This window comes from Bradyrhizobium sp. GW821-FHT13H06 (genome assembly GCF_058803975.1).
In genome coordinates this window covers 248,284-272,923 of sequence record NZ_JBXAPN010000004.1, presented here as the reverse complement: position 1 = coordinate 272,923, position 24,640 = coordinate 248,284, and the positions used below count along the sequence as shown (strand labels likewise).

Annotated in this window: 23 protein-coding genes; 21 read left to right on the top strand and 2 right to left on the bottom strand. The window is 62.0% G+C overall.

The genetic code is table 11. The features are described from left to right. Position 1: 1 nt before the first annotated feature. The 3 genes from AC1RQP_RS18690 to AC1RQP_RS18680 are packed head-to-tail and all read left to right on the top strand — an operon-like array spanning position 2 to position 4,705. Positions 2–2,389: a xanthine dehydrogenase family protein molybdopterin-binding subunit gene (locus tag AC1RQP_RS18690; protein ID WP_194388037.1), complete on the top strand. Its 2,388-nt coding sequence runs from the start codon at positions 2–4 to the stop codon at positions 2,387–2,389. 11 nt (positions 2,390–2,400) lie between these two features. Beyond that, positions 2,401–3,198 (top strand): FAD binding domain-containing protein, encoded by a 798-nt coding sequence (locus AC1RQP_RS18685; RefSeq protein WP_492938037.1) that lies wholly within the window; start codon positions 2,401–2,403, stop codon positions 3,196–3,198. A gap of 16 nt (positions 3,199–3,214) precedes the next feature. Beyond that, the gene (locus tag AC1RQP_RS18680; RefSeq protein WP_492938036.1) at positions 3,215–4,705 is read left to right on the top strand and encodes an amidase; all 1,491 of its coding nucleotides are present in this window, start codon (positions 3,215–3,217) and stop codon (positions 4,703–4,705) included. Between the two features lie 177 nt (positions 4,706–4,882). On the opposite strand, the gene AC1RQP_RS18675 is transcribed toward AC1RQP_RS18680, so the two are convergent. After that, on the bottom strand, positions 4,883–5,782 hold the full coding sequence (locus AC1RQP_RS18675) for a LysR substrate-binding domain-containing protein (protein ID WP_131873151.1): 900 nt from the start codon (positions 5,780–5,782) through the stop codon (positions 4,883–4,885). Positions 5,783–5,897: 115 nt separating this feature from the next. Continuing rightward, positions 5,898–6,353 (bottom strand): MarR family winged helix-turn-helix transcriptional regulator, encoded by a 456-nt coding sequence (locus AC1RQP_RS18670; RefSeq protein ID WP_239622852.1) that lies wholly within the window; start codon positions 6,351–6,353, stop codon positions 5,898–5,900. 246 nt (positions 6,354–6,599) lie between these two features. Between AC1RQP_RS18670 and AC1RQP_RS18665 the strand changes: the two genes are divergently transcribed. The 18 genes from AC1RQP_RS18665 (at position 6,600) to AC1RQP_RS18580 (ending at position 24,620) form a co-directional block, all read left to right on the top strand. After that, entirely contained in the window at positions 6,600–7,649 is a 1,050-nt protein-coding gene (locus AC1RQP_RS18665; protein ID WP_492938422.1) for a substrate-binding domain-containing protein, read from the top strand. A gap of 65 nt (positions 7,650–7,714) precedes the next feature. Beyond that, positions 7,715–8,953 (top strand): urea ABC transporter substrate-binding protein, encoded by a 1,239-nt coding sequence (locus AC1RQP_RS18660; protein ID WP_492938035.1) that lies wholly within the window; start codon positions 7,715–7,717, stop codon positions 8,951–8,953. Between the two features lie 62 nt (positions 8,954–9,015). After that, positions 9,016–9,882 carry a branched-chain amino acid ABC transporter permease gene (locus tag AC1RQP_RS18655; RefSeq protein ID WP_061020378.1) on the top strand — a complete coding sequence of 289 codons (867 nt, stop codon included), beginning with the start codon at positions 9,016–9,018 and terminating at the stop codon, positions 9,880–9,882. Beyond that, positions 9,882–10,946, top strand: coding sequence for a branched-chain amino acid ABC transporter permease (locus AC1RQP_RS18650; protein ID WP_492938034.1), 1,065 nt, complete (start codon positions 9,882–9,884; stop codon positions 10,944–10,946). Before AC1RQP_RS18655 ends, AC1RQP_RS18650 begins: the two co-directional genes overlap by 1 nt. A gap of 2 nt (positions 10,947–10,948) precedes the next feature. Then, positions 10,949–11,677, top strand: a complete 729-nt coding sequence (locus AC1RQP_RS18645) for an ATP-binding cassette domain-containing protein (RefSeq protein ID WP_492938033.1) — start codon at positions 10,949–10,951, stop codon at positions 11,675–11,677. Then, entirely contained in the window at positions 11,674–12,375 is a 702-nt protein-coding gene (locus AC1RQP_RS18640) for an ABC transporter ATP-binding protein (RefSeq protein ID WP_492938032.1), read from the top strand. Before AC1RQP_RS18645 ends, AC1RQP_RS18640 begins: the two co-directional genes overlap by 4 nt. Before the next feature lie 84 nt (positions 12,376–12,459). Then, positions 12,460–13,974 (top strand): amidase, encoded by a 1,515-nt coding sequence (locus AC1RQP_RS18635; protein WP_492938031.1) that lies wholly within the window; start codon positions 12,460–12,462, stop codon positions 13,972–13,974. After that, positions 13,974–14,276: a putative quinol monooxygenase gene (locus AC1RQP_RS18630; RefSeq protein ID WP_492938030.1), complete on the top strand. Its 303-nt coding sequence runs from the start codon at positions 13,974–13,976 to the stop codon at positions 14,274–14,276. Before AC1RQP_RS18635 ends, AC1RQP_RS18630 begins: the two co-directional genes overlap by 1 nt. Positions 14,277–14,309: 33 nt before the next feature. Continuing rightward, positions 14,310–14,762, top strand: a complete 453-nt coding sequence (gene ureE, locus AC1RQP_RS18625) for an urease accessory protein UreE (protein WP_492938029.1) — start codon at positions 14,310–14,312, stop codon at positions 14,760–14,762. Next, a complete protein-coding gene (locus AC1RQP_RS18620; protein WP_492938028.1) occupies positions 14,752–15,432 on the top strand; it encodes an urease accessory protein UreF in 681 nt (226 codons plus the stop codon). The genes ureE and AC1RQP_RS18620 overlap by 11 nt, the downstream gene beginning before the upstream one ends. Beyond that, the gene (gene ureB / locus AC1RQP_RS18615; protein WP_492938027.1) at positions 15,395–16,147 is read left to right on the top strand and encodes an urease subunit beta; all 753 of its coding nucleotides are present in this window, start codon (positions 15,395–15,397) and stop codon (positions 16,145–16,147) included. The genes AC1RQP_RS18620 and ureB overlap by 38 nt, the downstream gene beginning before the upstream one ends. Positions 16,148–16,149: 2 nt before the next feature. Beyond that, the gene (gene ureC, locus AC1RQP_RS18610) at positions 16,150–17,856 is read left to right on the top strand and encodes an urease subunit alpha (protein ID WP_239622861.1); all 1,707 of its coding nucleotides are present in this window, start codon (positions 16,150–16,152) and stop codon (positions 17,854–17,856) included. Continuing rightward, positions 17,853–18,503, top strand: coding sequence for an urease accessory protein UreG (gene ureG / locus AC1RQP_RS18605; protein ID WP_239622862.1), 651 nt, complete (start codon positions 17,853–17,855; stop codon positions 18,501–18,503). The genes ureC and ureG overlap by 4 nt, the downstream gene beginning before the upstream one ends. Continuing rightward, positions 18,500–19,429 (top strand): urease accessory protein UreD, encoded by a 930-nt coding sequence (locus AC1RQP_RS18600; protein WP_492938026.1) that lies wholly within the window; start codon positions 18,500–18,502, stop codon positions 19,427–19,429. The genes ureG and AC1RQP_RS18600 overlap by 4 nt, the downstream gene beginning before the upstream one ends. Before the next feature lie 538 nt (positions 19,430–19,967). Continuing rightward, positions 19,968–22,307 (top strand): TonB-dependent receptor, encoded by a 2,340-nt coding sequence (locus AC1RQP_RS18595; protein ID WP_492938025.1) that lies wholly within the window; start codon positions 19,968–19,970, stop codon positions 22,305–22,307. Positions 22,308–22,679: 372 nt separating this feature from the next. Then, the gene (locus tag AC1RQP_RS18590; protein WP_061882183.1) at positions 22,680–22,907 is read left to right on the top strand and encodes an MbtH family protein; all 228 of its coding nucleotides are present in this window, start codon (positions 22,680–22,682) and stop codon (positions 22,905–22,907) included. A 20-nt stretch (positions 22,908–22,927) separates the two neighbouring features. Then, the gene (locus tag AC1RQP_RS18585; protein WP_492938024.1) at positions 22,928–23,683 is read left to right on the top strand and encodes a thioesterase II family protein; all 756 of its coding nucleotides are present in this window, start codon (positions 22,928–22,930) and stop codon (positions 23,681–23,683) included. Further along, positions 23,652–24,620, top strand: coding sequence for a TauD/TfdA family dioxygenase (locus AC1RQP_RS18580; RefSeq protein WP_239622866.1), 969 nt, complete (start codon positions 23,652–23,654; stop codon positions 24,618–24,620). The genes AC1RQP_RS18585 and AC1RQP_RS18580 overlap by 32 nt, the downstream gene beginning before the upstream one ends. Positions 24,621–24,640: the final 20 nt, after the last annotated feature.

Sequence of the window (24,640 nt, the reverse complement as noted above, 5' to 3'; positions counted from 1 at the left end):
CATGGGCAATGTGATCGGCATTGGCGCCGCGCCGAAGCGGAAAGAGGACCAGCGCTTTCTCACTGGCCGCGGCAATTACGTCTCCGACATCAAGCGCCCCGGCATGGCCGCAGGCGTGTTCGTGCGCTCGCCGCACGGGCATGCGGTCCTGCGTGGTATCGACAAGAGCGCGGCGCTGGCTGCGCCCGGCGTCATCGCCGTGCTGACCGGCGAGGACGTCAAGGCCGATGGGCTCGGCTCGTTGCCCTGCGGTTGGGGCATCTCGGATGCCAAGGGCGTTCCGATGAAGGAGCCGCCGTTCCCGATGCTGGCGCAGGGCAAGGTGCGCTTCGTCGGCGACATGGTGGCCTTCGTCGTCGCCGAGACGCCGGAGCAGGCGAATGTCGGGGCCGAGCTGCTGAAGATCGACTACGAGGTGTTGCCCTCAGTGGTCGGCCTGCTCGAAGCCGTCAGGCCGAATGCGCCGCAGCTTTTCGACGATGTTCCGAACAACATCTGTTGCGACTGGGAGCTCGGCGACAAGGCCGCGGTCGAGACCGCGTTCAAGAAGGCTGCGCATGTCGCCAAGCTCAGCCTGGTCAATAACCGCCTGATCGGCAACCCCATGGAACCGCGCGCGGCGATCGCCGAATACGAGCCGGGCACCGATCGCTTCACGCTGTGGACCACAAGCCAGTTCCCGCATGTCGTGCGCTTCCTGATGGGCGCCTTGGTGCTGAACATCCCGCAGCACAAGCTGCGCGTGGTGGCGCCGGATGTCGGCGGCGGGTTCGGCGTCAAGCAGTTCCATTACGGCGAGGAGGCCGTGATCACCTGGGCCGCCAAGCGCGTCAGGCGGCCGGTGAAATGGGTGGCGAGCCGCTCGGAGGGCTATGTTTCCGACCGTCACGGCCGCGACCATGTCACGGAGGCCGAGCTTGCGCTCGACGAGACCGGAAAATTCCTCGCCTTCCGCGTCAACACGCTCGCCAATATGGGCGGCTATCTCTCGACCTTCGGGCCCAACATCCCGACCAATCTCTATGGGCCGCTTCTTGGCGGCGTCTACACCACGCCCGCGATCTACTGCAACGTGAAGGTGGTCTTCACCAACACTGTGCCGGTTGACGCTTATCGGGGCGCGGGCCGGCCCGAGGCGACGTTCGTGCTGGAGCGCATCGTCGATGTCGCAGCCAGCGAGATGGGGATCGACCGTGTCGAGATCCGCCGTCGCAACATGATCCCGAAGGAGGCCTATCCCTACCAGACGCCGGTATTGGTGCAGTACGATTCCGGCGATCCCATGGGCTGCCTCGACGGCGCGCTGGTCGCCGCCGACGTCAAGAATTTCGGCATACGCAAGGCGGCTTCCGCCAGCAAGGGCAAGTTCCGCGGGCTCGGTTACTCAACTTATGTCGAGGCCTGCGGCCTTGCGCCGTCGCGCTTCGCAGGGAGGCTCGGCGCGCGCGGCGGCCTCTACGAGAGCGCCACGGTGCGCGTGCATCCGACCGGCCAGGTCACGGTCATGATCGGCACCCACAATCACGGCCAGGGCCACGAGACGACCTTCGCGCAGATCGTCTCGGAGAAGCTCGGCGTCGCCTTCGAGAATGTCGACATCGTGTTCGGCGACACCGATCGGGTGCAGTTCGGCATGGGCACCTATGGCTCGCGCTCCCTCGTGGTCGGCGGCGCCGCATTGTCGAAGGCGACCGACAAGGTGATCGCCAAGGGCAAGAAGATCGCGTCCCATCTGCTCGAGGCGGCCGAGGTCGACATCCAGTTCGAGGCAGGAAAGTTCTCGGTCGCAGGCACGGACCGCAGCAAGACCTTCGAGGAGATCGCTGGCGCTGCCTATGTGCCGCACAATTATCCGCTGGAAGTGCTGGAGCCGGGGCTGGAGGAGCAGGCCTACTACGATCCCGTCAACTTCACCTATCCCGGCGGCTGCCACATCGCCGAGGTCGAGGTCGATCCGGAGACGGGCACGGTGACGCTGGTCAACTATACTGCGGTGGACGACGTCGGCACAGTGATCAACCCGATGATCGTCGAGGGGCAGTTGCACGGCGGCATCGTGCAAGGCGTCGGCCAGGCGCTGTTCGAGAACGCCGTCTATGACGAAGGATCAGGGCAATTGCTGTCGGGCTCGCTGATGGACTACTGCATGCCGCGCGCCGATCATCTGCCGATGATGAAGGTGGCGACCCATTCCACCCTGTGCACGCATACGCCGATGGGCGTGAAGGGTTGCGGTGAGGTCGGCACCATCGGCTCGCCGGCGGCGGTCATCAACGCGGTCGTCGACGCGCTCTCGCATCTCGGCGTCACCCATGTCGACATGCCGGCCACGCCGAACCGGATCTGGCGCCTGTTGCAGAACGCGTCGCTGCCGGTCGCCGCGGAATAGGGAGGACAACAATGAAGCCGTTTGCCTATCACCAGCCTGACCAGATTCCCGATGCGGCCAAGCTTCTGACCTCGATCGAGGACAGCAAACTCGTTGCCGGCGGCATGACGCTGATTCCGACGCTGAAGCAGCGGCTGGCCAATCCGCCTGCGCTGGTCGATCTGTCGAAGCTCGGGTCGCTGAAGGGCATCACCGATGGCGGCCCGACGATCACGATTGGCGCAATGACTCCGCATGCGGTGGTCGCCGCCTCCAAACTGGTCCAGACGAAAATCCCGGGGCTCGCCGCGCTGGCCTCGATGATAGGCGATCCCGCGGTGCGCAGCCGCGGCACCATCGGCGGCTCGGTCGCCAACAACGATCCCGCGGCTGACTATCCCGCCGGCGTGCTCGGTCTCGGCGCGACTGTCATCACCAGCACGCGCGAGATCGCTGCCGACGAGTTCTTTCTTGGGCTGTTCGAGACGGCACTTCAACCGGGCGAGATCATTACCGCGATCCGCTTCCCGGTGCCGTTGAAGGCCGGCTACGCCAAATTCAAGGCGCCGGCCTCCCGCTATGCGCTGGTCGGCGTGTTCGTCGCCAAATTCGCCGATGGTGTCCGCGTCGCCGTGGCGGGCGCCGGTCCTGGCGTTTTTCGCGTGCCGCCGATGGAGGCCGCGCTGTCGTCCAATTTCGATCCCTCGGCCATCGCCGCGATCAAGATCGATACGGACGGTCTGACCTCCGACATTCATGCCGAAGCCGATTACCGGGCGCATCTCGTCACGGTCATGGCCAAGCGCGCCGTCGACGCGGCGCTCAGCTAGTTCTTTAGGATTGATGATGACTGATGGTTCCGGCCGAACGGCCTTCCCGCCGGCGCCGACTGGTCTTGGTGCGCTCTCTGTTACCGAGATCCTGGCCGGCTACCGGCGCAAGGCGTTCACCCCGCGCGATGTGGTCGACGACACCATCGCTGCGCTTCAGGCGACGAACGAGGCCTGCAATGCGGTGGTGACGCCGATGTACGAGCAGGCGAGGGCCGAGGCCGACCGGCTCTCCAGGGAGATGAGTGCGGGCGCGGCCAAGGGGCCGCTTGCCGGTGTGCCAGTTACGATCAAGGATCTCGTCTTCGTCGCGGACGTGCCGGCCTATGCCGGTTCGCCGATGAACAAGGCGTTTGTGCCCAACGTCGATGCCGCCGTGGTCTCGGCGCTGAAGGCGTCCGGTGCGATCATCACCTGCAAGACCACCACCTGCGAGTCCGGCTACAAATTGACGGCCGACAGCCCGGTCACCGGCACGACGCGGAATCCCTGGAATCCCGGCCGCACCAGCGGCGGGTCGAGCGGCGGCGCAGCAGCCGGTGTTGCCGCCGGTTGCGGGCCGATCGCGATCGGCACCGATGGCGTCGGCTCGATCCGCGTGCCGTCGTCCTTCTGTGGCGTGTTCGGACTGAAGCCAACCTTCGGCCTGGTGCCGCGCTCGCCGGGCTTCTCGCCGCCGTCCTGGGCTTCGCTCGCCCATACCGGGCCAATCACGCGCACCGTCGCGGATGCCGCGCTCACCTTGGAGATCATCGCTGCTTACGATCTGCGCGACCCCGCGAGCCTGCCGGTGTCGCCACGCCGCTTCGACACCAACGCGGCGCCGTTGAACGGGATTCGCATCGGCGCCAGCGCCGATCTCGGCTACGCCGCTGTCAGCCCGGATGTGCGGGCCGCGTTCAGCAAAGCGCTGGCCGTTCTCGACGGTTGCGGTGCGCAGATCACCCTGGATGGTCCTGGCCTCGATCCCGGCATTCTGGAGCACACGCTGAAGCCGATCGCCTTCACCGAGCAGGCGGCGGCGGTGGCGACCAAGACCGCTGCCGATCTCGCAAGCTCGGAGGCCGACTATCGTGATGTCGTCACGGCCGGCCGGCGTTTCAGCGGCACGGACTACATCGAAGCCGGCTACCGCCGAGGCCAGGCACGCAATGCGTTCGTAAAGCTGTTCGAGCGTGTCGATGCGCTGGTGACGCCGACGGTCGCGGTGACCGCGTTCGAGGCCGGGCGGATCGGTGTCGATACGATCGACGGCCGCAAGGTCGACTCGCATCTCGGCTGGTCGCCCTTCACCTGGCCGATCAACCTTGCCGGCCTGCCGGCGGCGACGTTGCCCTGCGGTTTCGACCGCGACGGCCTGCCGGTCGGTCTCCAGATCGTCGCGCCCTGGCTCGACGAACCCACGATCTTCCGCATCGCCGCCGCCTTCGAGCAGGCGCAACCCTGGGCCAGGTTCTGGCCGCCGCTGGCTTTACGTGAATCGGACCGAGCGCGTACCAAGGCGTGACGGGCCATGGTGGGATCCTGCTGCTGTTTTGCCCGACATGTCAAACCACGCTGCCGCCAGTGCATGGCCTCTTTGCCGCCCGCGTAAGTCCTTGATCCGACTAGCTCCGTCTACTGTGCATGGGGTTGTTTTCCCACTTTTTGTGGGAGAGCGCGGGACGCGCGCAATCTTGTCGTCTCAGGACAGCTCGATCGGCATACCCCTGCCGCTGAGCTCTTCGTCCAGGCGCAGATAGTGCGCGAGGTAGTCGTGCAGGGCGGTTGCTGCTTTCGAGGTCGCGCCGCTCGACTTGTAGAGCAGCAGCTCGATCTTCGGCAGCGGTGGAAGGCCTTCGTTCGGCCCGATCTCGCGCATCGCCGGCACCAGCGCGCTGCGCCCGAGCACGGTAACCGCCATGCCTGCGAAGGCCGCGGCCTGAAGGCCGCCGACGCTTTCGCTGACACAGGCGATGCGCCAGCGCAGGTTTGCGCGTTCCAGCGTATCGATGGCGTAGTCGCGATAGATGTTGCCCGGCGGCAATAGCGCGAGCGGGATCGGACGTTCCTGATGCGCGGCGGATTGCTCGCCGGTCATCCACACCAGTTGCTCTCGGCGAACCACCTGGCCGCCGGTGAAATCGTTCATGCGGGTAACGAGCGCGATGTCGACATCGCCGCGCTTGACGAGGCCGACCAGCGGCGTCGAAAGCGCGCAGTTGAGCTCCACCTGCACGCGCGGAAAGGATTTCCGGAACACGCTGAGGATCTGCGGCAGCATGAACGCGGCGTAGAGATCGGGCGTGCCGAGCACGACCTGGCCCTCGATCTCCTGTGACGCCAGCTGCGAGATCAGCTCGTCATGCAACCTCAGGATGGATTTGGCGTAGGTGAGGACGGTGGTGCCGTCGTCAGTCAGCGTCAGCCGCCGGCCGCCATGCTCGAACAGCTGCTTGCCGGTCAGCTCCTCCAGCCGCTGCAACTGAAGGGTGATCGCCGGCTGGGTGCGGCCAAGCCGGCGCGCGGTCTCGGTGATGCTGCCGGTCTCGACCACCGAGATCAGCGACCGGAGCATGCGGATGTCGAGACTGATGAGGTTCATGCGGCGTCCATGTCGCCCAGAATTTATGCAAGTTCCGTGCTACCTCTCGCGAGCTTGTCGATGACGGTCTTGTCGGAATGCGCCGGCGTACGAAGTAGCCCGCGGGCGAAGGCCATCAATCGTGGATCAGTGTTTCTCGTCCGCGAACAGGGTATGAATGCGCGGAGGCACGGTCGCTAAGCAACTCCGAGAGCAGGCTCGTCAGAACTGTGGCATCTGATGCGCCCAGCCTGTTCAAAAGGTTCTGTTGAATGGATTTGATGATTGGGCCGATGTCCTTGAATTGCTCTGCTCCTCGCTGCGAGAGGAAAATCAGGACCCTGCGCCGGTCCTGTGGATCGGGCGCGCGATAGACCTGCGCCGACTCGACCATTCTGTCGATGATCTTTGTGAGCGTTGGACCGTCGACCAAGAGACGGGTTGCCAGATCGCCCATCGGCAGCCCGTTTCCTTCGGTCAGCGCCTCGAGCACGCGGTACTGGTGAAGAGATAGGCTTCGTGGCTTGAGCTCCGCTTCCAGCATCTGCTCAAGCCGGCGATTCACACCTCGGATGAGTTCGGGGAGGTCCACGTTGCACCCTTAGCGAATTATTTGATATTTCAATATTTGCCTTGGAACGTAACGAGGGGCAAGCGAAAAGCAGGTTTGCGCGCAACTGCCTAGGGAAGGGGCTAATGCATCGGCTGGCGCCCTGAAAAAGGGCATGTTCCCTTCAGGATCGAGCGTTCGCGTCGTCAAACGGGCCGTCCCGGCACAGGATTGCCGTTGGCACGATTCGTGAGTGTTCTGTGCACGGAAAGTGCGGAGACACCATCGTTGCGTAGCGTCCGGATATGTCTGCTCATCCCGCAGAGCGGCGCCGCGGGGCTTTGGGCCCCGTCAGCCGAGGCGTGCGGACGCTTGGCCGTCGACGAGATTAACGCCATGTCCGGTGTCCTGCGCTGTCCCGTCGAATTGCACGTCGTGAACGCCGGAGAAACCGGCCCAAGTGCGGGATGGGCCGCGCGCGATGCAATTGACATCGATTGTGTCGACGGCATCGTCGGAATGTTGCCGAGCTTCGCGCGCGATTTCGTGGCGCGCGCGGCCCGTGGTCGCGTTCCGTTTATATATACGCCGCAGTTCGAAGGCCGCTCATCGACGCTGGACGTCATGGCGACCGGTGAGACCGCAGAAGAGTTGCTTTCTCCCGCGATTCAATGGCTTTCGGAAACAAGGCGTGCGCGCCGATATTTCCTTTGCGGCAATGACTACGTATGGCCTCGCTCATCCCTTCAGATTGCGCGCAGGTTGATTGCCCGCTTCGGCGGCACGGTGACGGGTGAATATTATCTGCCGGTCGGCCAGCATGACTTCGACGAGATGCTGGACCGGATCAAGGCAACGCGCTCGGACGTCGTTCTTCCGTATTTCCTGGGCTCTGACTGCATCGCATTCAATCGCGCCTTCTGTGCGGCCGGGTTGAGTTCGCGCACGCTGCGGTTTTCCTCGGCGATCGACGAGACCGTGGCATACGGCCTCAATGTAGATGAAACCGAGAATCTTTACGCCGCTTCGAGCTACTACGGGTCGATCCGCTCACGTAACAATGGCGCGTTTCTGGAGCGTTATCATACGGCGTTCGGCGATAGTCCACCTCCCGTGAATGCCTTTGGTGAGTCCTGCTACGAAGGCATTTACTCGCTCGCGTCCCTGATCGAGGAGGCCGCCAGTCTCGATGCGCGCAAATTGACGCGCCTGTACGGAAGGACGTTCCAGCGACGCACGGCACGAGGCGACCTGGCGCAATCGGTGGTCGGCGGCCGCCATCCTATCTATCTGGCTCAGCTCGATGGGTACGATTTCTCCATCATCGCGCGGCGATAAAAACGCTTGCCTTTTCAAATATTGTATTAGTAATATTTTCCATCTCAAAGATTGAGGGGACATTTATGACTTTCTCCCGCCGTCGCTTCCTGCAGCGCTCAGCAATTGCAACGACCACGTTGATTGCTGCACCTGCAATCTTCCGCTCCGGCGCCTTTGGCGCCGAAAACCCGATCGTCGTCGGCAGCCTTCATGACCAGTCTGGTCCGATCGCAGCGTCCGGCACGCCCATGGTCTACGCGCTCCAGCTTGCCGTGGATGAGATCAATGCCGGCGGAGGATTGTTGGGGCGGCCGCTGAAGGTCATCCACTACGACACGCAGTCGAACATTCAGATGTACTCGCAATTCGCGCAGCAGCTTGCGGTGAAAGACAAGGTCGATGTCGTTCATGGCGGCATCACTTCGGCCTCGCGCGAGGCGGTGCGTCCGACCTTCGACCGATTCAAGGTGCTGTACTTCTACAACGTTCTCTACGAGGGGGGTGTCTGCGATCGCAACACCTTCTGCACCGGTACCACGCCTGCGCAGACCGTGGAAAAGCTGGTGCCGAGCGCGATGAAGAAGGCCGGCAAGAAGGCCTACATCATTGCCGCCGATTATAATTACGGTCAGATCACCGCGAAGTGGATGACGAAGTACGTCAAGGATAATGGCGGCGAGGTGCTAGCGACCGACTTCTTCCCGCTCGACGTCACCAATTTCGGTACGACAATCTCGAAGATTCAGGCGGCAAAGCCCGACCTCATCCTGTCGGCACTGGTCGGCGGCAATCATACGGCCTTCTACCGGCAATGGACCTCGGCCGGCATGAAGGGCAAGATTCCGATCGCGTCGACCACTTTCGGTCTCGTCAACGAGCCGACCACGCTCGATGCGGCCGAAAGCGATTCCATTCTCGGCGCCTACGGCTACTTCGAGGAGCTTACCACGCCGGCCTCGAAGAGCTTCGTCGAGAAGATCAAGAAGGCCCATCCCGACTCACCCTATGTCAGCGAGCTGGCTGCCTGCACCTATGAGGGCGTCATGCTTTGGGCTGCCGGCGTGAAGAAAGCCGCCAGCATCGATCGCATGAAGGTGATTGCCGCGCTGGAGGACGGGATCGCTTTCGATGGTCCGAGCGGCAAGGTCACCTTGGACAAGCCGACCCATCATACCACCCGAAATGCGTTCCTCGCCGAGGTCAAGGATCGCAAATGGTCGGTGCTGGAGAGTTACTCCGACGTCAAGCCAGCCGACACGGCCAGCGTCTGCGATCTCGTCAAAAACCCGAACGACACCAAGCAGTACATCATCAATCTTTGACGTTTGCCGGGCCTCGCCATCGGCGGGGCCCGTGACCTCGAGGGGACCGGAAGAATCCACGAATGGCGATCTACCTCATCGTCGCGCTCGACGTCCTGAATGGGATATCGTCGCTGTTCCTGTTGTGCCTCGGATTGGCGATCATCTTCGGCATGATGAAGATCATCAATCTCGCCCATGGCGAGTTCATCATGCTGGGCGCCTATGCGACTGTCATATCGGCCAATGCGGGCGTCAATATCTGGATCGCGATGCTGGTCGTTGCTCCGCTCTTCGTCGGTCTCGTCGGTCTCGTCATCGAGCGGTGTCTTATTCGCTTTCTCTACGGTCGCCTCGTCGATTCGATGCTCGCGACCTGGGGGCTCAGTCTTCTCATCATCGGGATCGTCACTACGATCTACGGCAATACTCAGCAGGGCGTGCCGACTCCGCTTGGCGGCTTCTCCATCGGTTCGTATCAGTCGAGCTATTACACGCTGTTCCTGGCCGGAATGGCGGTGGTAATGATGGCCGTGGTCTACGGCGTGATGAGCTACACCCGCTTCGGCCTGATCGCCCGCGCCACGATGCAGAACCCGGCGATGGCGGCCACGCTGGGCGTCAATCCGGCGCGGGTCTACATGAGCACGTTCGCGGTCGGAGCGGCCATCACAGGGCTCGCCGGAGGTCTGCTGGCTCCGGTTTCGGGCATCACGCCCGGCATGGGTGGCGCCTACGTCGCCAAGGCCTTCATGACCGTCGTCGGGGGAGGCGCCGCCATTCTGTCGGGGACGATGTCGGCGGCGAGCCTGTTCGGTGCTGTCAATCAGGTCGGCGCCTTCTTCACAACGCCGGTCTATGGCGAAGTCCTGGTGTTCACGGCCGCGATCGTGCTGATCCGCCTGCTGCCGCAGGGAATTTCCGGCCGCTTCTTCAAGGGGAATCTGTAATGACCATCCGCTTTCGCCTTGTGGCTCAGGCGGTTGCCGTTCTTATCGCTATCATCGCGATCGTGCTGATCCCGAGCGTCATCGAGCTGTTCGCAATGATGCAGTTGACGTTGTTCGCGGCAATGGCGGTGCTGGCGCTCAGCCTCGCCTTCATCTGGGGCTTTGGCGGCATCCTGTCGTTTGGACAGACGGCCTTCTTCGGCCTCGGCGGCTATGCCTACGCGATATCAGCGATCAATTTTCAGGATTCCACGCCGTCGATCCTGCTTGCCATTATCATTCCCGCGTTGTTCGCCGCGATCCTCGGCTACTTCATCTTCTTCGGCCGTATCTCCGACGTCTATCTCGGTGTGATCACGCTCACCGTGACTCTGATCCTGTTCAACTGCGTCAACTCGACCTCGGGCGACGAGTACAGGATTGGCAAGGCGTTACTCGGTGGCTTCAATGGCATGCCGGCGGTGCCGACCTTCAACGTTCCATTCTATCCGGACCAAATCCTGTCGCCCGAACAATCCTGGTGGGTGACGGGTGGAACGTTGCTGGGGGTATTCCTGCTGCTGCGTCTGCTGCTGTCCCTTCCGGCTGGACGCGTCATCGTGGCGGTGCGTGAGAATGAGGTTCGAGCCTCGCTGCTTGGTTACGATCCGCGGAAGGTCAAGCTGCTCACTTTCATTCTGAGCGGTGCGATCGCGGGCCTCGCCGGTGCGCTTTACGTCAACTGGGGCGCGTTCGTCGGGCCGACCATCTTCAGCCTGTCGTTGTCGGCGGAGATCATCATCTGGATCACGGTGGGGGGGCTCGGTACCTTGCTTGGCCCCATCGTTGGCTGTGTGCTCATCGAATACATCGTCGCTTATATCGGTTCGCAACAGGCCCTGAACTCCAACCTCGTGCTCGGCGCCGTGCTGGTCGTCTTTGTGCTGCTGCTTCCCAAGGGACTGGTGCCGACGGCGCGCGATCTTTTGATGCGGCTCGTGCCAGCTCCAGAAGCGAAGGCGCAGCCCGTAGATGATCAGGTGCCGCCATCAGTGGTCGCGTCCCACATGGCCGGAGCCGAATGACCATGGCGGACCTCGTACCTCTGCTCAAGGCCGAGCACCTCACGATGCGTTTTGGCGGCGTAATCGCCAATGACGACATTACCTTCACTTTGGAAGAGATGGAGCTGCGCTGCCTGATCGGGCCCAATGGCGCCGGCAAGAGCACTTTCTTCAAGACTCTGACTGGACAGCTTGTGCCAACGTCGGGTGCGATAGCGTTTCGCGGTCAGCCGATCGCCGGCAAGCTGTCGCACGAGATCGCCCGCATGGGAATCGGGATCAAGACCCAGGTGCCGAACGTCTTCAATGGTCTCTCGGTGCGAGAGAACATCTGGCTCGCTGTTCGGCGGAAAGCGACGCCGCGCGCCCAGGGGCCCGCGGTCGATGCGGTATTGCAGATGATCCGGTTGACGGATCATGCCGATCGCATCGTGGCGACGCTGTCACACGGCCAACGGCAATGGGTCGAAATCGGCATGGTGCTTGCGGCTGAGCCGGAATTGATCCTGCTCGATGAGCCGGCGGCCGGGATGACCGACGAGGAGACCCTGCACACAGCCGCCATCATCCGCGAGATCAACCGGACCCGCGCCATCATCGTCGTCGAGCACGACATGGAGTTCATCAAGCAGATCGCAAAGAAGGTGACGGTCTTTCATCAGGGGCGGGTGCTGGTCGAAGACACCGTGGACAAGGTCTTGGCGGATCAGCGCGTGCGCGACGTCTATCTCGGCAAGAAGGTGGCGGCATGAGCGCGCTTCTCGAGGTCCGGGATTTACGATCGGGCTACGGCCGCATTCCAATCCTGTTCGGTCTCGACATGACGATTCAGGATGGCGAGTATCTCGGCATTCTCGGCCACAATGGCATGGGCAAGACCACGACGCTGCGTGCGTTGATGGGGCATTTGCCGACGACGGGGGGCACCGTCACGTTCGCCGGCAAGCCGATCACCCATCTCAAGCCGCACGAGCGGTCCAGGCTTGGCATTGGGCTGGTGCCGCAAGGACGAGAGATATTTCCCGACCTGAGCGTCCTTGAGAACCTGCGAATGGGCCTGGCGGCGGCGCCGAAGGAGGACCGATCGGTCATCGACGCGGTGCTTCAGGACTTTCCGCGCCTGGTGCGACTGCTCGACCGACGCGGTGGGGCCCTCTCGGGCGGCGAGCAGCAATTGTTGGCATTGGCGCGCTGTCTCTGCACGAAGCCCCGACTGATCCTGCTGGACGAGCCGACCGAGGGTATCCAACCTTCGATCATCGAGGAGATCGTCGAGACGCTGCTCGCGCTGAAGAAGCGGTGGAACATGTCGCTGATCGTCGTCGAGCAGAACCTCGAGTTCATCACCTCACTGTCGGACCGGATCCTCAATATCCAGAAGGGGCGCATCACCGGAGAGCTCGACCGAGAAAGCCTTCTGGCTCGGGACGGCGCGATGCATCCAAACTAAGTTCAATCTCCGGCGCGGCTGCGCCGGTCGTTACGATCGCTGGTTCTGTTGCTGCCGGCTTGTCCTCACAAGAAAGGATGACTTATGTCTATCAAACGCCCGACTGCCGAAGATGTCGCCGAGCTCGCCGCGAGCCTGCACATGAACATGACGGTCGAAGAAGCCGGAAGCTATCTTGCCCTCATGGGCGGGATGTTCGACGCCTACGACGTCATCGACGAGCTGCCGAACCCGCTGCCGCCGGTCAAATATCCGCGCATGCCGGGCTCCAAGCCGATGTCGAAGGACAACAAGTACGGCGCGTGGGCGATCAAGACCGAGGTCAAGGGCGCAGCCACCGGCAAACTCGCGGGTCGTAACATCGTGCTGAAGGACAACGTCGCCTTGGCCGGCGTCCCCATGATGAACGGCTCGACCACGCTCGAGGGCTTCATTCCCGCCGCCGACGCAACGATCGTGACCCGCATACTCGATGCCGGCGGCACCATCGTCGGCAAGGCTGTGTGCGAGCATTTCTGCCTCTCGGGCGGCAGCCATACCTCCAATCCTGCACCGGTTCACAATCCCCTCAAGATGGGCTATTCGGCCGGAGGCTCCTCGTCGGGAAGTGCGGCGCTGGTCGCAGCCGGCGAGGTCGACATGGCGATCGGCGGCGATCAAGGCGGCTCGATCCGGATCCCGGCATCTTATTGCGGCATCTACGGCATGAAGGCGACGCACGGGCTCGTGCCGTATACGGGCGTGATGCCGATCGAATCGACCATCGACCACACCGGCCCGATGACGGCAAACGTCGCCGACAACGCTCTGTTGCTGGAAGTGCTGGCCGGCCCCGACGGACTCGATCCGCGCCAATATGCGCCGAAGGTCACGAGCTACACGGAGATGCTCCGCAGGGGCGTCAAGGGCATGAAGATCGGCATCCTCAAGGAGGGATTTGCCGTTGCGAACATGCAGGAAGGCGTTGCGTCCAAGGTAAAGGCCGGCGCAGAGCGGTTCGCGAAGCTCGGTGCCAGCGTGTCGGAGGTTTCGATTCCCGAACACCTACATGCACTCGCGGCCTGGAACCCGATCACGCTGGAGGGATTCCTGGTCCAGATGATGATCGGCAACGGCATGGGCTTCAACTGGAAGGGCCTCTATGACGTGGGCCTGCTCGACGCCCATTCCGGTTGGCGTAGCCGTGCCGACGACCTGTCGGAAACGCTCAAGCTCACCATGCTGGTCGGGCAGTGGGGCGTCAGCCACTATCGCGGTCGTTACTATGCCAAGTCACGCAACATCGCGATCGCTGCCAAGGCGGCCTATGATGCGGTATTCGGCTCTTACGATCTGCTGCTGATGCCGACCTTGCCCTGTGTCGCCACGCCGATCCCGGCCAAGGATGCGCCGCTCGCCGAGATTGTCCAGCGTGCCTTTGAAATGACGGCCACGACCAGTCCGTTCGACGTAACCGGCCATCCCGCGATGACCATTCCCTGCGGGCTGTCGGACGGCCTTCCGGTCGGCCTGATGCTGATCGCCAAGGACTATAACGAGGCGACCATCTACCAGGCGGCGAGCGCCTTCGAAGCCGACGGTGATTGGAAGAAATTCTGATGATCACCATCACCGCCGTCATCAGGGCAAAGTCCGGGCATGAGACCACGATGCGCGACGCGTTGATGGCCGTCGCCGCGAATGTTGCGGCCAACGAGCCGGATACGATCGGATTCTTCATCTCGCAGAGTGAGGAGGACCCGTGTGTGTTCACCACGTATGAGCGATTTGTCGACAAGGCCGCGATGGATCGCCACAACAGTTCGGCGGTCGTCGCGACCTTCTTCGGAATTGCCAAGCCCATCCTGGATGGCGAGGTCACTTTGGTGACCTCGAGGGAGGTGTCGGCAACGATGCGGTGAGCCGGGTCCATCTGTCATTTGCGGGAGGGTATCGTGACGTTACGGCTTCACGGCATCATCGGACGATCCGACGACGCGGCCTATGCAGGCCGTCTCCACCACGTCGAACATCATGGCGGGATCGAACTCCTGTTCGTGCCGCCGTCCGACGTCGGCCGCAAGCGCTTTCGCTTGACGACCGATCGCGGTACCGATTGCGCCGTCAGCCTGGACCGGGACGAGGACCTGGTCGACGGGGCACTGCTGTTTCTCGCACATGATCGCGCCATCATCGTCCGCTTCGGCGAGCAGGAATGCTGGCGATTGAAGCCCGTCAACCAGGCTGCTGCGCTGAAGCTCGGCTGGAATGCCGGAAATCTGCATTGGCGGGTTCGCTTCGAGGACGATCTCCTTGTTGTCCTGCTGGACGGGCCGCTCGACACTTACCGGGCACGGATCAGACCGCTGCTCGACGCGGGCGAGATCGTGGAGAGCGATGCTGTTTGACAGATTGCAGACGCTGGCCTTGTTGCAGCTCGGGGACAGTGCCTACCCGGCCGGCGGCTTTGCATTCTCCTGGGGGCTGGAAGGACTTGCTGCCGACGGCATGCTTGGCAGTCGCAGCGAACTCGATCGGACTATCGCGGACCAGCTCGAGCGGCGCTGGGCAAGCATGGACCGTGTCCTGCTGCGCCAGGCCTTTCGGGCAGAGGATTGTGTGGCCATCGCGCGCGTGGATCGCCTGGCCGAGGCGGCAACACCTTCGGCCGAAATGCGGGAAGGGTCGCGCCGCGCGGGCAGGGCGCTGCTCGGGGTATGGTTCAAGCTCGATGGACCGCTATCGGCCGCCTACCGCGGCCTGGTGTCGTCGGACACCAGGCTAGGCCATCTGGCTGTTGTGCAGGCCGTCGTCGGCCGGGACGCGGGGCTCAGCCTGGAGGCCGCAGAACTGGTCTCGGGCTGGACGCTCGTGACCGGCCTTGTCAGCGCAGCCGTAAGGCTCGGGATCATCGGCCACATCGAGGCGCAGCGCAGCCAGGACGCCGCACGCATGTTGCTGGCGGGACTGCTCGAGGAAACCCCGCCGCCCGATGCGCTGCCTGCGAGCTTCACGCCGTTTATCGACATCGCGGTTTCGCGTGGACCGCTGCGACACGTCCGCATGTTCACGACTTGAGAGAGGATGCTCTTCCATGATGAACCTTTCACCGACCGAGATGGATCGACTCGTCATCTTCAATGCCGCGCAAATGGCGCGCCGCAATCGGTCGCTTGGAATCCGGCTGAGCCATCCGGAGGCGGTCGCCTACATCACAGACGAGGTCATGACCGCGGCGCGCCGTAACATGCCTTACGCAGAGATCCGCGACATGGCAGGCCGATTGTTGACATGGGACGATGTCGAGCCCGGCGTCGGGCAGATGATTCCGATGCTCTATATCGAATGCATGTTCGCGGAAGGGACCAAGGTGATGGCGCTTTTCGAGCCGGTCGGTCCCAGTGACACATCTGTCGTGGACGATATTGTGCCCGGTGAGATCATCCCGGGTGACGGAGACATTGAGAGCTTCGCAACCTTGGCTGCGATCACCATCGATGTCACGAATACCGGCGACCGTGACGTTCAGGTTCGCAGCCACACCCATTTCTTCGAGGTCAATCGCGCCTTGCTCTTCGATCGCGCGGCGGCCTGGGGCAGGAAAATCGACCGTCCCGCGGGGGCCGGTATCCGTTTCGAGCCGGGGGTCACCAAGTCCGTGCGGCTGGTCCCGATCTCGGGTGATCGCGTCGTGCATGGGCAGGCAGGCCTCGTCAACGGTTCGTTGGATACGCCGTCGGCGAGGGATGATGCGCTTCAGCGGGCTCGCGCCCGCGGCTATCTGGGAGCCTGACCATGGCCACACTGTCACGCAGGGCCTACGGCGAACTCTACGGGCCCACCAAAGGCGACCTCGTGCGACTGGCCGACACCAGTCTGCTCGCCGAGATCGAGCACGACTACACCACCTACGGGCACGAACTGCTGGTTGGTGCAGGAAAGAACCTGCGCGATGGCGAAGGCGTCAACGCCTACAGGACTGCCTCGCACAAGGCCCTTGACGTTGTCATCAAGAACGCCACCATCGTCGACGCAGTCGCCGGCATCGTGAAGGCCGACATCGGCATCCGTGACGGGCGCATCGTTGGCATCGGCAAGGCCGGCAATCCCGACGTGATGCCGGACGTGCATCCCGACATGGTCGTAGGTCACACGACGGCGCCGATTGCTGGCGGTCCTTTCATTGTCACCGCCGGCGCCATTGAGTCCCACGCGCACCTCATCTCGCCCGAGCAATCCGACCATGCGCTTTCCGGCGGGACGACCACCCTGGTCGGAAACGGATCAGGACCCGTTTTTGACGTCGGCAGCGGGGCCGCTTCGACCTTCGCGCGCTTCCTGCAAGCGATCGAATTCTCGCCGCTCAATTTCGCCTTGTTCGGACGTGCGGGGTCCAACCCCGAGGCGATCGAGGAAGCGGTTGCGGCCGGCGGCATGTCCGTGAAGATTCACGAGGATTTCGGCGCCGCCCCCGCGGTGATTGATCAGAGCCTCATTGCGGCAGATCGCAATGATTTCGCTGTTCACCTCCACACCGACTCGATCAACGAATACGGCTTTTGCGAGGATACGATGGCGGCCGTCGAGGGTCGCACCATCCATATGTATCACGTGGAGGGCGCCGGCGGCGGTCACGCCCCGGACCTGCTGAAGGTCGTGTCGTGGGACAACGTTATTCCCTCGTCGACCAATCCGACCAATCCGTACACGTCTTACGGCATGGAGGAGGGCGTGCCGATGACGATGATCTGTCATCAGCTCAATTACAACGCGCCCGAAGACGTGATGTTCGGCGAGGCACGGGTGCGCGCCCAGTCGATGGCGGCGGAAGACTTTCTGCACGACATGGGGGCGATCTCGATATTCGGCACGGATACGCAAGGCATGGGACGCCTCGCCGAGAACGTCGCGAAGTGCTGGCAGCTGGCGAGCGTGATGAAGGACCGGATCGGCCGCCTGCCCGAGGAAAAGACGGCACGTGCGGACAACGAGCGCATCAAGCGCTACATTGCCAAGCTGACCATCAATCCCGCCATTGCGGTGGGCATCGATCACCTCGTCGGCTCGATCGAGCCCGGCAAGATGGCCGATCTCGTTCTCTGGCCGCGCGCTTCGTTCGGCATCAAGCCCTATATGGTGATCAAGAACGGTTTTGTCGTCTGGGCAGCCATGGGCGACGGCAATGGCAGCCTCGGCCTGTCGGAACCGATGATCCAGAAGCGGATGTGGGGGGCGCTCGGTGCAGCACCGCAAAGGCTGGGCGTCAACTTCATGTCGAAGCTCGCCATGGATGCCGATGTGACCCGCAAGCTCGGCCTCGAGCGCGCCCCCGTCCAGATCAAGAATGTACGGAAATTGCGGAAGGCAGACATGTTGCGCAACGCCGCGACACCGCATGTCGAGGTCGACCCGCAAACGTTCGAGGTTCGGGCTGATGGGAAGCTTCTGATGTGCCCGCCGGCGACGAAGGTGCCGTTGGCAAGACGGTATATGCTCCGATGAGCCGGCTCTCGCTCAACAATGGAGTGGCGCAGCCACGGATCGCGGCCGCACGGGTTGGAATCGGAGGACCGGTCGGTTCAGGCAAGACTGCATTGGTGGAATGCTTGATTCCAGCACTCACTGCGCGGGGCATCGATATCGCCGTCATCACCAACGATCTCGTCACGGCTGAAGACGCCGAGCGGATCAGGCGTTCCGGGCTGATCGATCCGGCACGGGTGTCGGCGGTCGAGGCGGGTGCGTGTCCGCACACCGTAATTCGCGAGGATCCCACACTCAACATTGAAGCCGCGGATGAGCTCGAACGCCGTTTCCCGGGAGTCGAGCTGATCCTGCTCGAAAGTGGTGGTGACAATCTCGCCTCGACGTTCTCGCGCGATCTGACGGACTTTTGGATGTTCGTGATCGATGTGGCCGGAGGCGACGATATTCCGCGCAAGCGCGGTCCGGGTGTCATTCGCGCCGATCTTCTCGTCATCAACAAGGTCGATCTGGCGCCTCACGTTGGCGTAGATCTGGAGTGCATGCATCGAGACGCATTGAACGTCCGAGGAGATCGCCCGGTACTGCTCACCAATTGTCGCCGCGGTGACGGTATCGAATCGATCGTCGACCTCCTCGAGCGCGAAGTGTTGTTCAAGACATGAATGATGCAACGGCGAGCGACGCAGCGCGGCTCGACCTTAGCTTCGTTCGGCGTGCCAACCGTACTGTGATCGACCGACGGAACTTCGCTTGGCCATTCGTGCTGACGCGCAGCTTTCATGTCGATCCGGATCGTCCGGATCGCCTCAGTGTGATTGTGCAGACGGCGAGCGGAGCGGTTCACGGAGAGGACAGCCTTGCGCAGCGCCTCATGCTTGGCCCCGGGACAGCCGTTTGCCTGACCAACCAGGGCGCGACGTCGGTTCATCGCGCCCACCCCGCTGCGCGCGCTGTCGAGACGGTGGAGCTTGATGTCGCGAGCAGGGCCAGTCTCGAATATCTGCCGGAGCCGCGCATCCTGTTTCCCGAGGCGGCATTGTCACAGACGATCGAGCTTGACTGCGCGCCCGACGCCTATGCGTTGATCGTCGATGCATTCACGATGCACGACCCCAGTGGTAGAACGAGCTACTTCCGCGAGCTGGAGTCGACGTTCTGCCTGAGAAGATCGGGTGGCGAGCCGCTGCTGGTGGAGCGGACGCGTCTATCTCACCCAGACCGAAGCCTCTTTCGTGGCTACCGGGCCTTCGGATCGGCATTCATTGTACTGCCCTCTGCACATGATCTGGGGAAGCTGCAAGGGAAGTTGGCAGCAGCTCTAGAGCCAATCAAGGGGCTCTATGGCGCAGTGAGCGTGTCGCCGGCACAGGCGGGGCTCTCGATCCGTCTCGCCGCCCTGGACCTAAGATATATCCGTCAAGCGTTTGAGAAGATCAAACTAATCTACCGCGAAACGCTCTCGGAATGGATTGACGGAATTCGTTCTGAGAACTTGTCCATCACCGAAAGAAATGCAGGTCACGATGCGAGGCTTGAAGAGCCGGCATCGGTATCGCACCGGGGTGCGGCGAGCTGTGAGCGACGCTGAGAACAGCGACCGACGCGATGATGGAGCGAGCCCATCTGGAAGCAGAAGCCTCGATTCGGGATGGGGTGTCCGATCAGGGGTGAAAGTGGACATCGCCTATGGCGACGTGTTCGATCATTGCGTAAATGATGTCCGCGCTGCTTGCCCATCTTAGAAGCGCACAAGATTTGGAAAGAGGTGCGACATCCTGCGCATGGTCCTCCGCTGCGCGAGTCTGAGGACTTCGAGTGTATTGATGTGCGATCCAAGGCGGCAATGGACTTGCTGGGAACGGGCGATACGCAACCTGCTCGGAACGGTCGGAAATCCGAGACGGAGCAACGGAGTCTTGCCGAGATGCTGCATGCGGACTGAGATTAGAACGGTTTGAAAATAGAAACATTCGAAGATTGAGCGGCGTCATTCGAGGCCGGCAACGATCGTCCAATCGCGACGGTTTGTCGTGCAACCTTAGATAACTTCTAGTTCTCCATCCCTTCTCGGAGCACCCGCGTATGTTAGGAAGCGCGGGGACCTGTAGTGGAATTGGGGTGCAGGAATGACGCGTGAACTCTCGGCTAGGAAAATTGTGCGTACGCTATCGCTGGGAGCGGTGAGCTATCTTGCGCTATCGCTGGAATCGTCGGGTGACCTTCAGCAAGCGTTTGCGCAAACGAACCTGCCGCCGGTGACCGTCGATGCACCCAAGCCGAGAACACGACAGTCGGTTCAAAGATCCCAGTCGACGCGCGCATCGCGGGGACAGCGATCCGTCGCCGCGGCGGCTCCGCGCCAGGCCGCGCCCGTTCCCTATGTCGTACCGTCGACGGGAACGATCGGCACCGTCCCGCCGGCCTATGCAGGCGGCCAGGTCGCGACCGGCGGCAGTCTCGGTCTTCTCGGCAATCGCGGTGTGATGAACACGCCGTTCAATCAGACAAGCTATACGGCAGAGCTGATTAAGAACCAGCAAGCTCGAACTGTCGGCGACGTGCTGTTCAACGATCCCTCGGTTCGGACGAAGACGCCAGCAGGCAACGGCATTGATGGCGTTTACATCAGAGGATTCTACCACGACAGTGGTGACTACGCCATGAACGGCCTGTATGGAATGGCGCCGTTCTATTCAACGTCGGCGAACTTCCTCGAACGAGTCGAGGTTTTGAAGGGGCCGGGCGTGCTTCTCAGCGGTATGCCCCCTGCGGGAGCTAATGGCGGCAGCATCAACCTAGTGACGAAGCGCGCACCCGACTTCGACATAACGCAGTTGACCGCACTCTATATATCGAAGTCGCAATTCGGACTGCAGACGGATGTGAGCCGGCGATACGGCGAACATAAGGAATGGGGAGTTCGGTTCAACGGCGAAGCGCGGGGCGGGTCGACCGCTTATGACCGGCAGACCGATCAGTTCGGCAACGCTGTGCTCAATCTCGATTATCGCGGTGAGCGTGTCCGCTTTTCAACGGACATTGGTTACCAAACTGAAAATCTCAAGCCACCGCTCCGATTCTTGACGTTTACCACCAGTCCTCCCTTCGCCACCACGATTCCGGTTCCAGCCCTTCCGAAGCCCGGCGCAAACTACATGCCGGACTGGGCGACATGGAAACCGAGAGATGCGTTCGCCATGACGCGCGGCGAAGTCGATCTGACGGAGTCGCTAACTGCATATGGTGCGGCTGGATATCACAAGAGTGAGATAGACTACGTCTATCCGTCGCCTCGCATAACGAGCGCGAACGGCAACTGGACGGCGGCTCCGTTTAGTGGACGCGATGTCTATGACAACTACGCGGGTGAGGTCGGGCTGCGCGCCTCTGTGGATACCGGTCCTATCAATCATCTCTTGACCGTCAACTACTCAGCCTTCGAACGGGATTACAGTTCGTTCGGCAAGGCAGGTGCTGCCATCAATTCGAATCTGTATAATCCGCTCCCGATCCCCTATCCGAATTTCGCTACAGTCGTGCAAAATTTGGAGACACAGACAAAGCTTACCAGCGTCGGTGTCGCTGACACGATGTCTATGCTCGATAACAGGCTTCAGTTCGTCATCGGGGCGAGGCGACAGACCGCTGGTGTAGATAGTGTGAACCTGCTGACTTCCGCCAAATCAAGTGTCGATGTTCCGACCTGGAGCCCCGGCTATGCGGTTATCGTCAAGCCGGTGGAGAATATTGCGCTCTACGCAAACTACATCGAAGGCCTGAAGGCGCCGGAAGTCGTTGTCGGAGCCACGTCGTACTCGAACGTCGGCGAGATCATTCCTCCCGCTCAGACCAAGCAGAAGGAAGTCGGGATGAAGGTCGATATGGGCCGGATCGGCTTTACCGCGAGCGTATTCGACATCACCAGTCCGAATATTATCTCGGTCGCCGTTGCGGGGCAGGCCTTGCCCGCGAGGCGACTTTCCGGTGAGCAGCGCAATCGGGGCTTTGAACTGTTCGCCTTCGGCGAGCTGACGCCGACGTTTCGGTTGCTGGGTGGCGTGACCTTCATTGACGGCGAGGTGGTGAGGCAGGCAGTCTCGGTTGGATCGATCATTGTCAGCTATAACGGCAAGATCCCTGTCGGCGTATCTGCGATCAACCTCAACCTAGGAGCCGAGTGGGATACTCCGTTCCTGCCGGGACTGACTATGACAGGTCGCGTCATCTACACTAGCGAGAGTTACGCCAACGATGCGAATACGCAGGAGCTCCCTGCTTGGACGCGGGTTGATCTTGGTGCGCGATACACTTTCCTGTCGCCGTGGAACGGCAAGCCGATCGTCATTCGTGCCAGTGTCGAGAACGTGTTCAACGAAGCGTACTGGAATTCCTATCGGACGGTCAGCAGCGCGATTTCACTAGGTGCGCCACGTACATACCTCTTATCGACGACGTTCAATTTCTGAGCACCACGACGCTTCAGATATGTACCGCCGCGGATCTTGTCCGCGGCGGTTTTTTTGTATGCTCTATCGTCAGCAATGGCGCGCTTGTCGCAATTGATGACAATGCGATGAAGGATGGCCCGCGACAGACCGCGCGATCATTCTGCATCCGAAAAGTTCCTGCTTGTCCAGTTAGAATTGCAGCAAACTGCGACGTGTCCTGAAATCTCGATATTTTCCCGCGCGTTGGCGCGCAAGCGCGGAGGTTGCATTGTGTCTCCGCGTCGCCAGTTTTGAGGTCTTAAAAAAAGTCGCGTCGATATTGCTTTGACCATCGTCTGCTTCTGACCTAGTCAAACGTCTCTACTTTCGCTTGCTGAAAGGGATCGCGCCATGATGGTGTTCGACAGAGACGACGTCACCTTCACCGTCGTCATCAATCACGAAGAGCAATACTCCATCTGGCCGACGTTCAAGACGATTCCGGCGGGCTGGAAGGCGGTGGGGAAGACCGGCAGCAAAAAGGAATGTCTCGACCACATTGAGCAGGTGTGGACCGACATGCGCCCCCTCAGCCTGCGCAAGTTCATGGACGACGCGACGCCTCAGCGGTCGGCGTAGTCGGCGGAGCCTGGTCTTCCATGCGGCTTCTTTGTCTGCCTTACTCCGGCGGCAGCGCCATGTTCTACGCGCGGTGGCGCAGGCTGCTGCCATCGTGGATCGACGTGAGGCCGGTGGAGTGGCCCGGGCGCGGCGCGCGCATGGATGAGCCTTTGGCTACCGATCCGCACGTATTGGCCGCGAAGCTCGCTGGCGAGCTCGGCGGCCAGCTCGACGGGCCTTACGCGTTGTTCGGGCACAGCCTCGGTGCCGTGATCGCATTCGAGCTCGCACACGGCCTGCTCGATCGCGGCGCGGCTGCGCCGGCCGTTCTCTTCGCCTCGGGTGCGGAAGCGCCTGCGGTTCGGGACGGCAGCAGGTGGCGCGAGCCGCTGAGCGACGATGCGCTGATGCAGGAGCTGCGCAATCTCCAGGGCACGCCCGATGAGGCGCTGTCGAATGCAGAGCTGATGCGATCTGCGTTGCCGGTGCTCCGCGCCGACTTCCTGATGTGCGGGGCCTATGTCTATCGACCGCGTCGTCCCTTACCGTGCCCCGTGCACGTCTTTGCCGGAGCGGACGACGAGACCGGCCGCGAAGCGCTCGAGACCTGGCGGCGGGAGACCTCCGAGTCATTCACGCTCGATGTGCTGCCCGGCCATCACTTCTTCATTCACACGCAGCAGGCCGAGCTGATCGAGCGGATCGGTGCGGCGCTGGCCCGGCGATCGGGGCGATCGATTGATCTGCATCGGAGCGAGGATCATGAGCACGTTCTCCGTCCAGCCACTCATTGAGGGCAGAACTCTTCCTCTGCTGCTCAAGGCCGGTGAGGCCGGGCAGCCGCTCGGCAAAGCACTTCCCATGCTACGCGAGACGATCGACAGGCACCTGATCGAAACTGGCGGCATTGTGTTCCGCGATTTCTCGCTCGATGGCCCCGATGCGTTTCGGGCCTTCGCGGCCGATTTCGGTCACCCGCTGCTCACATACGAATTCGGATCGACGCCGCGTTCGCAGGTGACCTCCGGGGTCTACACCTCCACGGAATACCCGCCGCACCAGCATATTCCGCTGCACAACGAGCAGGCCTATACCCGCGATTGGCCGATGAAGATCTGGTTCTATTGCATGCAGCCGGCGCTGGAGGGTGGGGAGACGCCGATCGCCGACAGCCGGGCCATCTATCGAGACATGCCGCCGGCCATTCGCGAACGGTTTGCCGGCAAGGGCGTGATGTATGTGCGGAACTACGGCAACGGCCTCGACGTCGATTGGCAACAGGTGTTCGGCACGGACTCCAGATCGGAGGTGGAGGCTTACTGCGCTCGCCACGACATCGAATGCGAATGGAAGGAGGATGGCGAGCTCCGTACGCGCCAGATCTGTCAGGGGACGGCGCAGCATCCCGTCACGAGTGAGTGGGTCTGGTTCAACCAGGCACATTTGTTCCACGTCTCCAATCTCGAGCCTGAGGTCCGCGAGAGTCTGCTCGACGTGGTCGATGACGAAGCCGATCTGCCACGCAACGTCTTCTATGGCGATGGTTCGGCAATCGACGATGAGACGCTGTCATCGGTTCGGGCCGTTCTCGAGAAGCACAAGATCAGCTTTCCCTGGCAAGCTGGCGACGTCGTGATGCTCGACAACATGCTCACCGCGCATGCGCGCGCGCCATTCAAGGGACCACGCAAGGTGATTGTCGCCATGGCCGAGGCCCATCGGCAGGGGTGATCGGCGGCAATCGTCGGTGG

Bases quoted from the DNA above. Each gene is read 5' to 3' on its own strand.
- AC1RQP_RS18635 (WP_492938031.1), top strand. From the start codon at position 12,460: ATGTCTATCAAACGCCCGACTGCCGAAGATGTCGCCGAGCTCGCCGCG.
- AC1RQP_RS18680 (WP_492938036.1), top strand. From the start codon at position 3,215: ATGACTGATGGTTCCGGCCGAACGGCCTTCCCGCCGGCGCCGACTGGT.
- ureG (WP_239622862.1), top strand. From the start codon at position 17,853: ATGAGCCGGCTCTCGCTCAACAATGGAGTGGCGCAGCCACGGATCGCG.
- AC1RQP_RS18585 (WP_492938024.1), top strand. From the start codon at position 22,928: ATGCGGCTTCTTTGTCTGCCTTACTCCGGCGGCAGCGCCATGTTCTAC.
- AC1RQP_RS18655 (WP_061020378.1), top strand. From the start codon at position 9,016: ATGGCGATCTACCTCATCGTCGCGCTCGACGTCCTGAATGGGATATCG.
- AC1RQP_RS18690 (WP_194388037.1), top strand. From the start codon at position 2: ATGGGCAATGTGATCGGCATTGGCGCCGCGCCGAAGCGGAAAGAGGAC.
- AC1RQP_RS18685 (WP_492938037.1), top strand. From the start codon at position 2,401: ATGAAGCCGTTTGCCTATCACCAGCCTGACCAGATTCCCGATGCGGCC.
- AC1RQP_RS18660 (WP_492938035.1), top strand. From the start codon at position 7,715: ATGACTTTCTCCCGCCGTCGCTTCCTGCAGCGCTCAGCAATTGCAACG.
- AC1RQP_RS18645 (WP_492938033.1), top strand. From the start codon at position 10,949: ATGGCGGACCTCGTACCTCTGCTCAAGGCCGAGCACCTCACGATGCGT.
- AC1RQP_RS18650 (WP_492938034.1), top strand. From the start codon at position 9,882: ATGACCATCCGCTTTCGCCTTGTGGCTCAGGCGGTTGCCGTTCTTATC.
- AC1RQP_RS18590 (WP_061882183.1), top strand. From the start codon at position 22,680: ATGATGGTGTTCGACAGAGACGACGTCACCTTCACCGTCGTCATCAAT.
- AC1RQP_RS18620 (WP_492938028.1), top strand. From the start codon at position 14,752: ATGCTGTTTGACAGATTGCAGACGCTGGCCTTGTTGCAGCTCGGGGAC.
- AC1RQP_RS18600 (WP_492938026.1), top strand. From the start codon at position 18,500: ATGAATGATGCAACGGCGAGCGACGCAGCGCGGCTCGACCTTAGCTTC.
- AC1RQP_RS18675 (WP_131873151.1), bottom strand. From the start codon at position 5,782: ATGAACCTCATCAGTCTCGACATCCGCATGCTCCGGTCGCTGATCTCG.
- AC1RQP_RS18595 (WP_492938025.1), top strand. From the start codon at position 19,968: ATGACGCGTGAACTCTCGGCTAGGAAAATTGTGCGTACGCTATCGCTG.
- AC1RQP_RS18630 (WP_492938030.1), top strand. From the start codon at position 13,974: ATGATCACCATCACCGCCGTCATCAGGGCAAAGTCCGGGCATGAGACC.
- AC1RQP_RS18640 (WP_492938032.1), top strand. From the start codon at position 11,674: ATGAGCGCGCTTCTCGAGGTCCGGGATTTACGATCGGGCTACGGCCGC.
- ureC (WP_239622861.1), top strand. From the start codon at position 16,150: ATGGCCACACTGTCACGCAGGGCCTACGGCGAACTCTACGGGCCCACC.
- AC1RQP_RS18580 (WP_239622866.1), top strand. From the start codon at position 23,652: ATGAGCACGTTCTCCGTCCAGCCACTCATTGAGGGCAGAACTCTTCCT.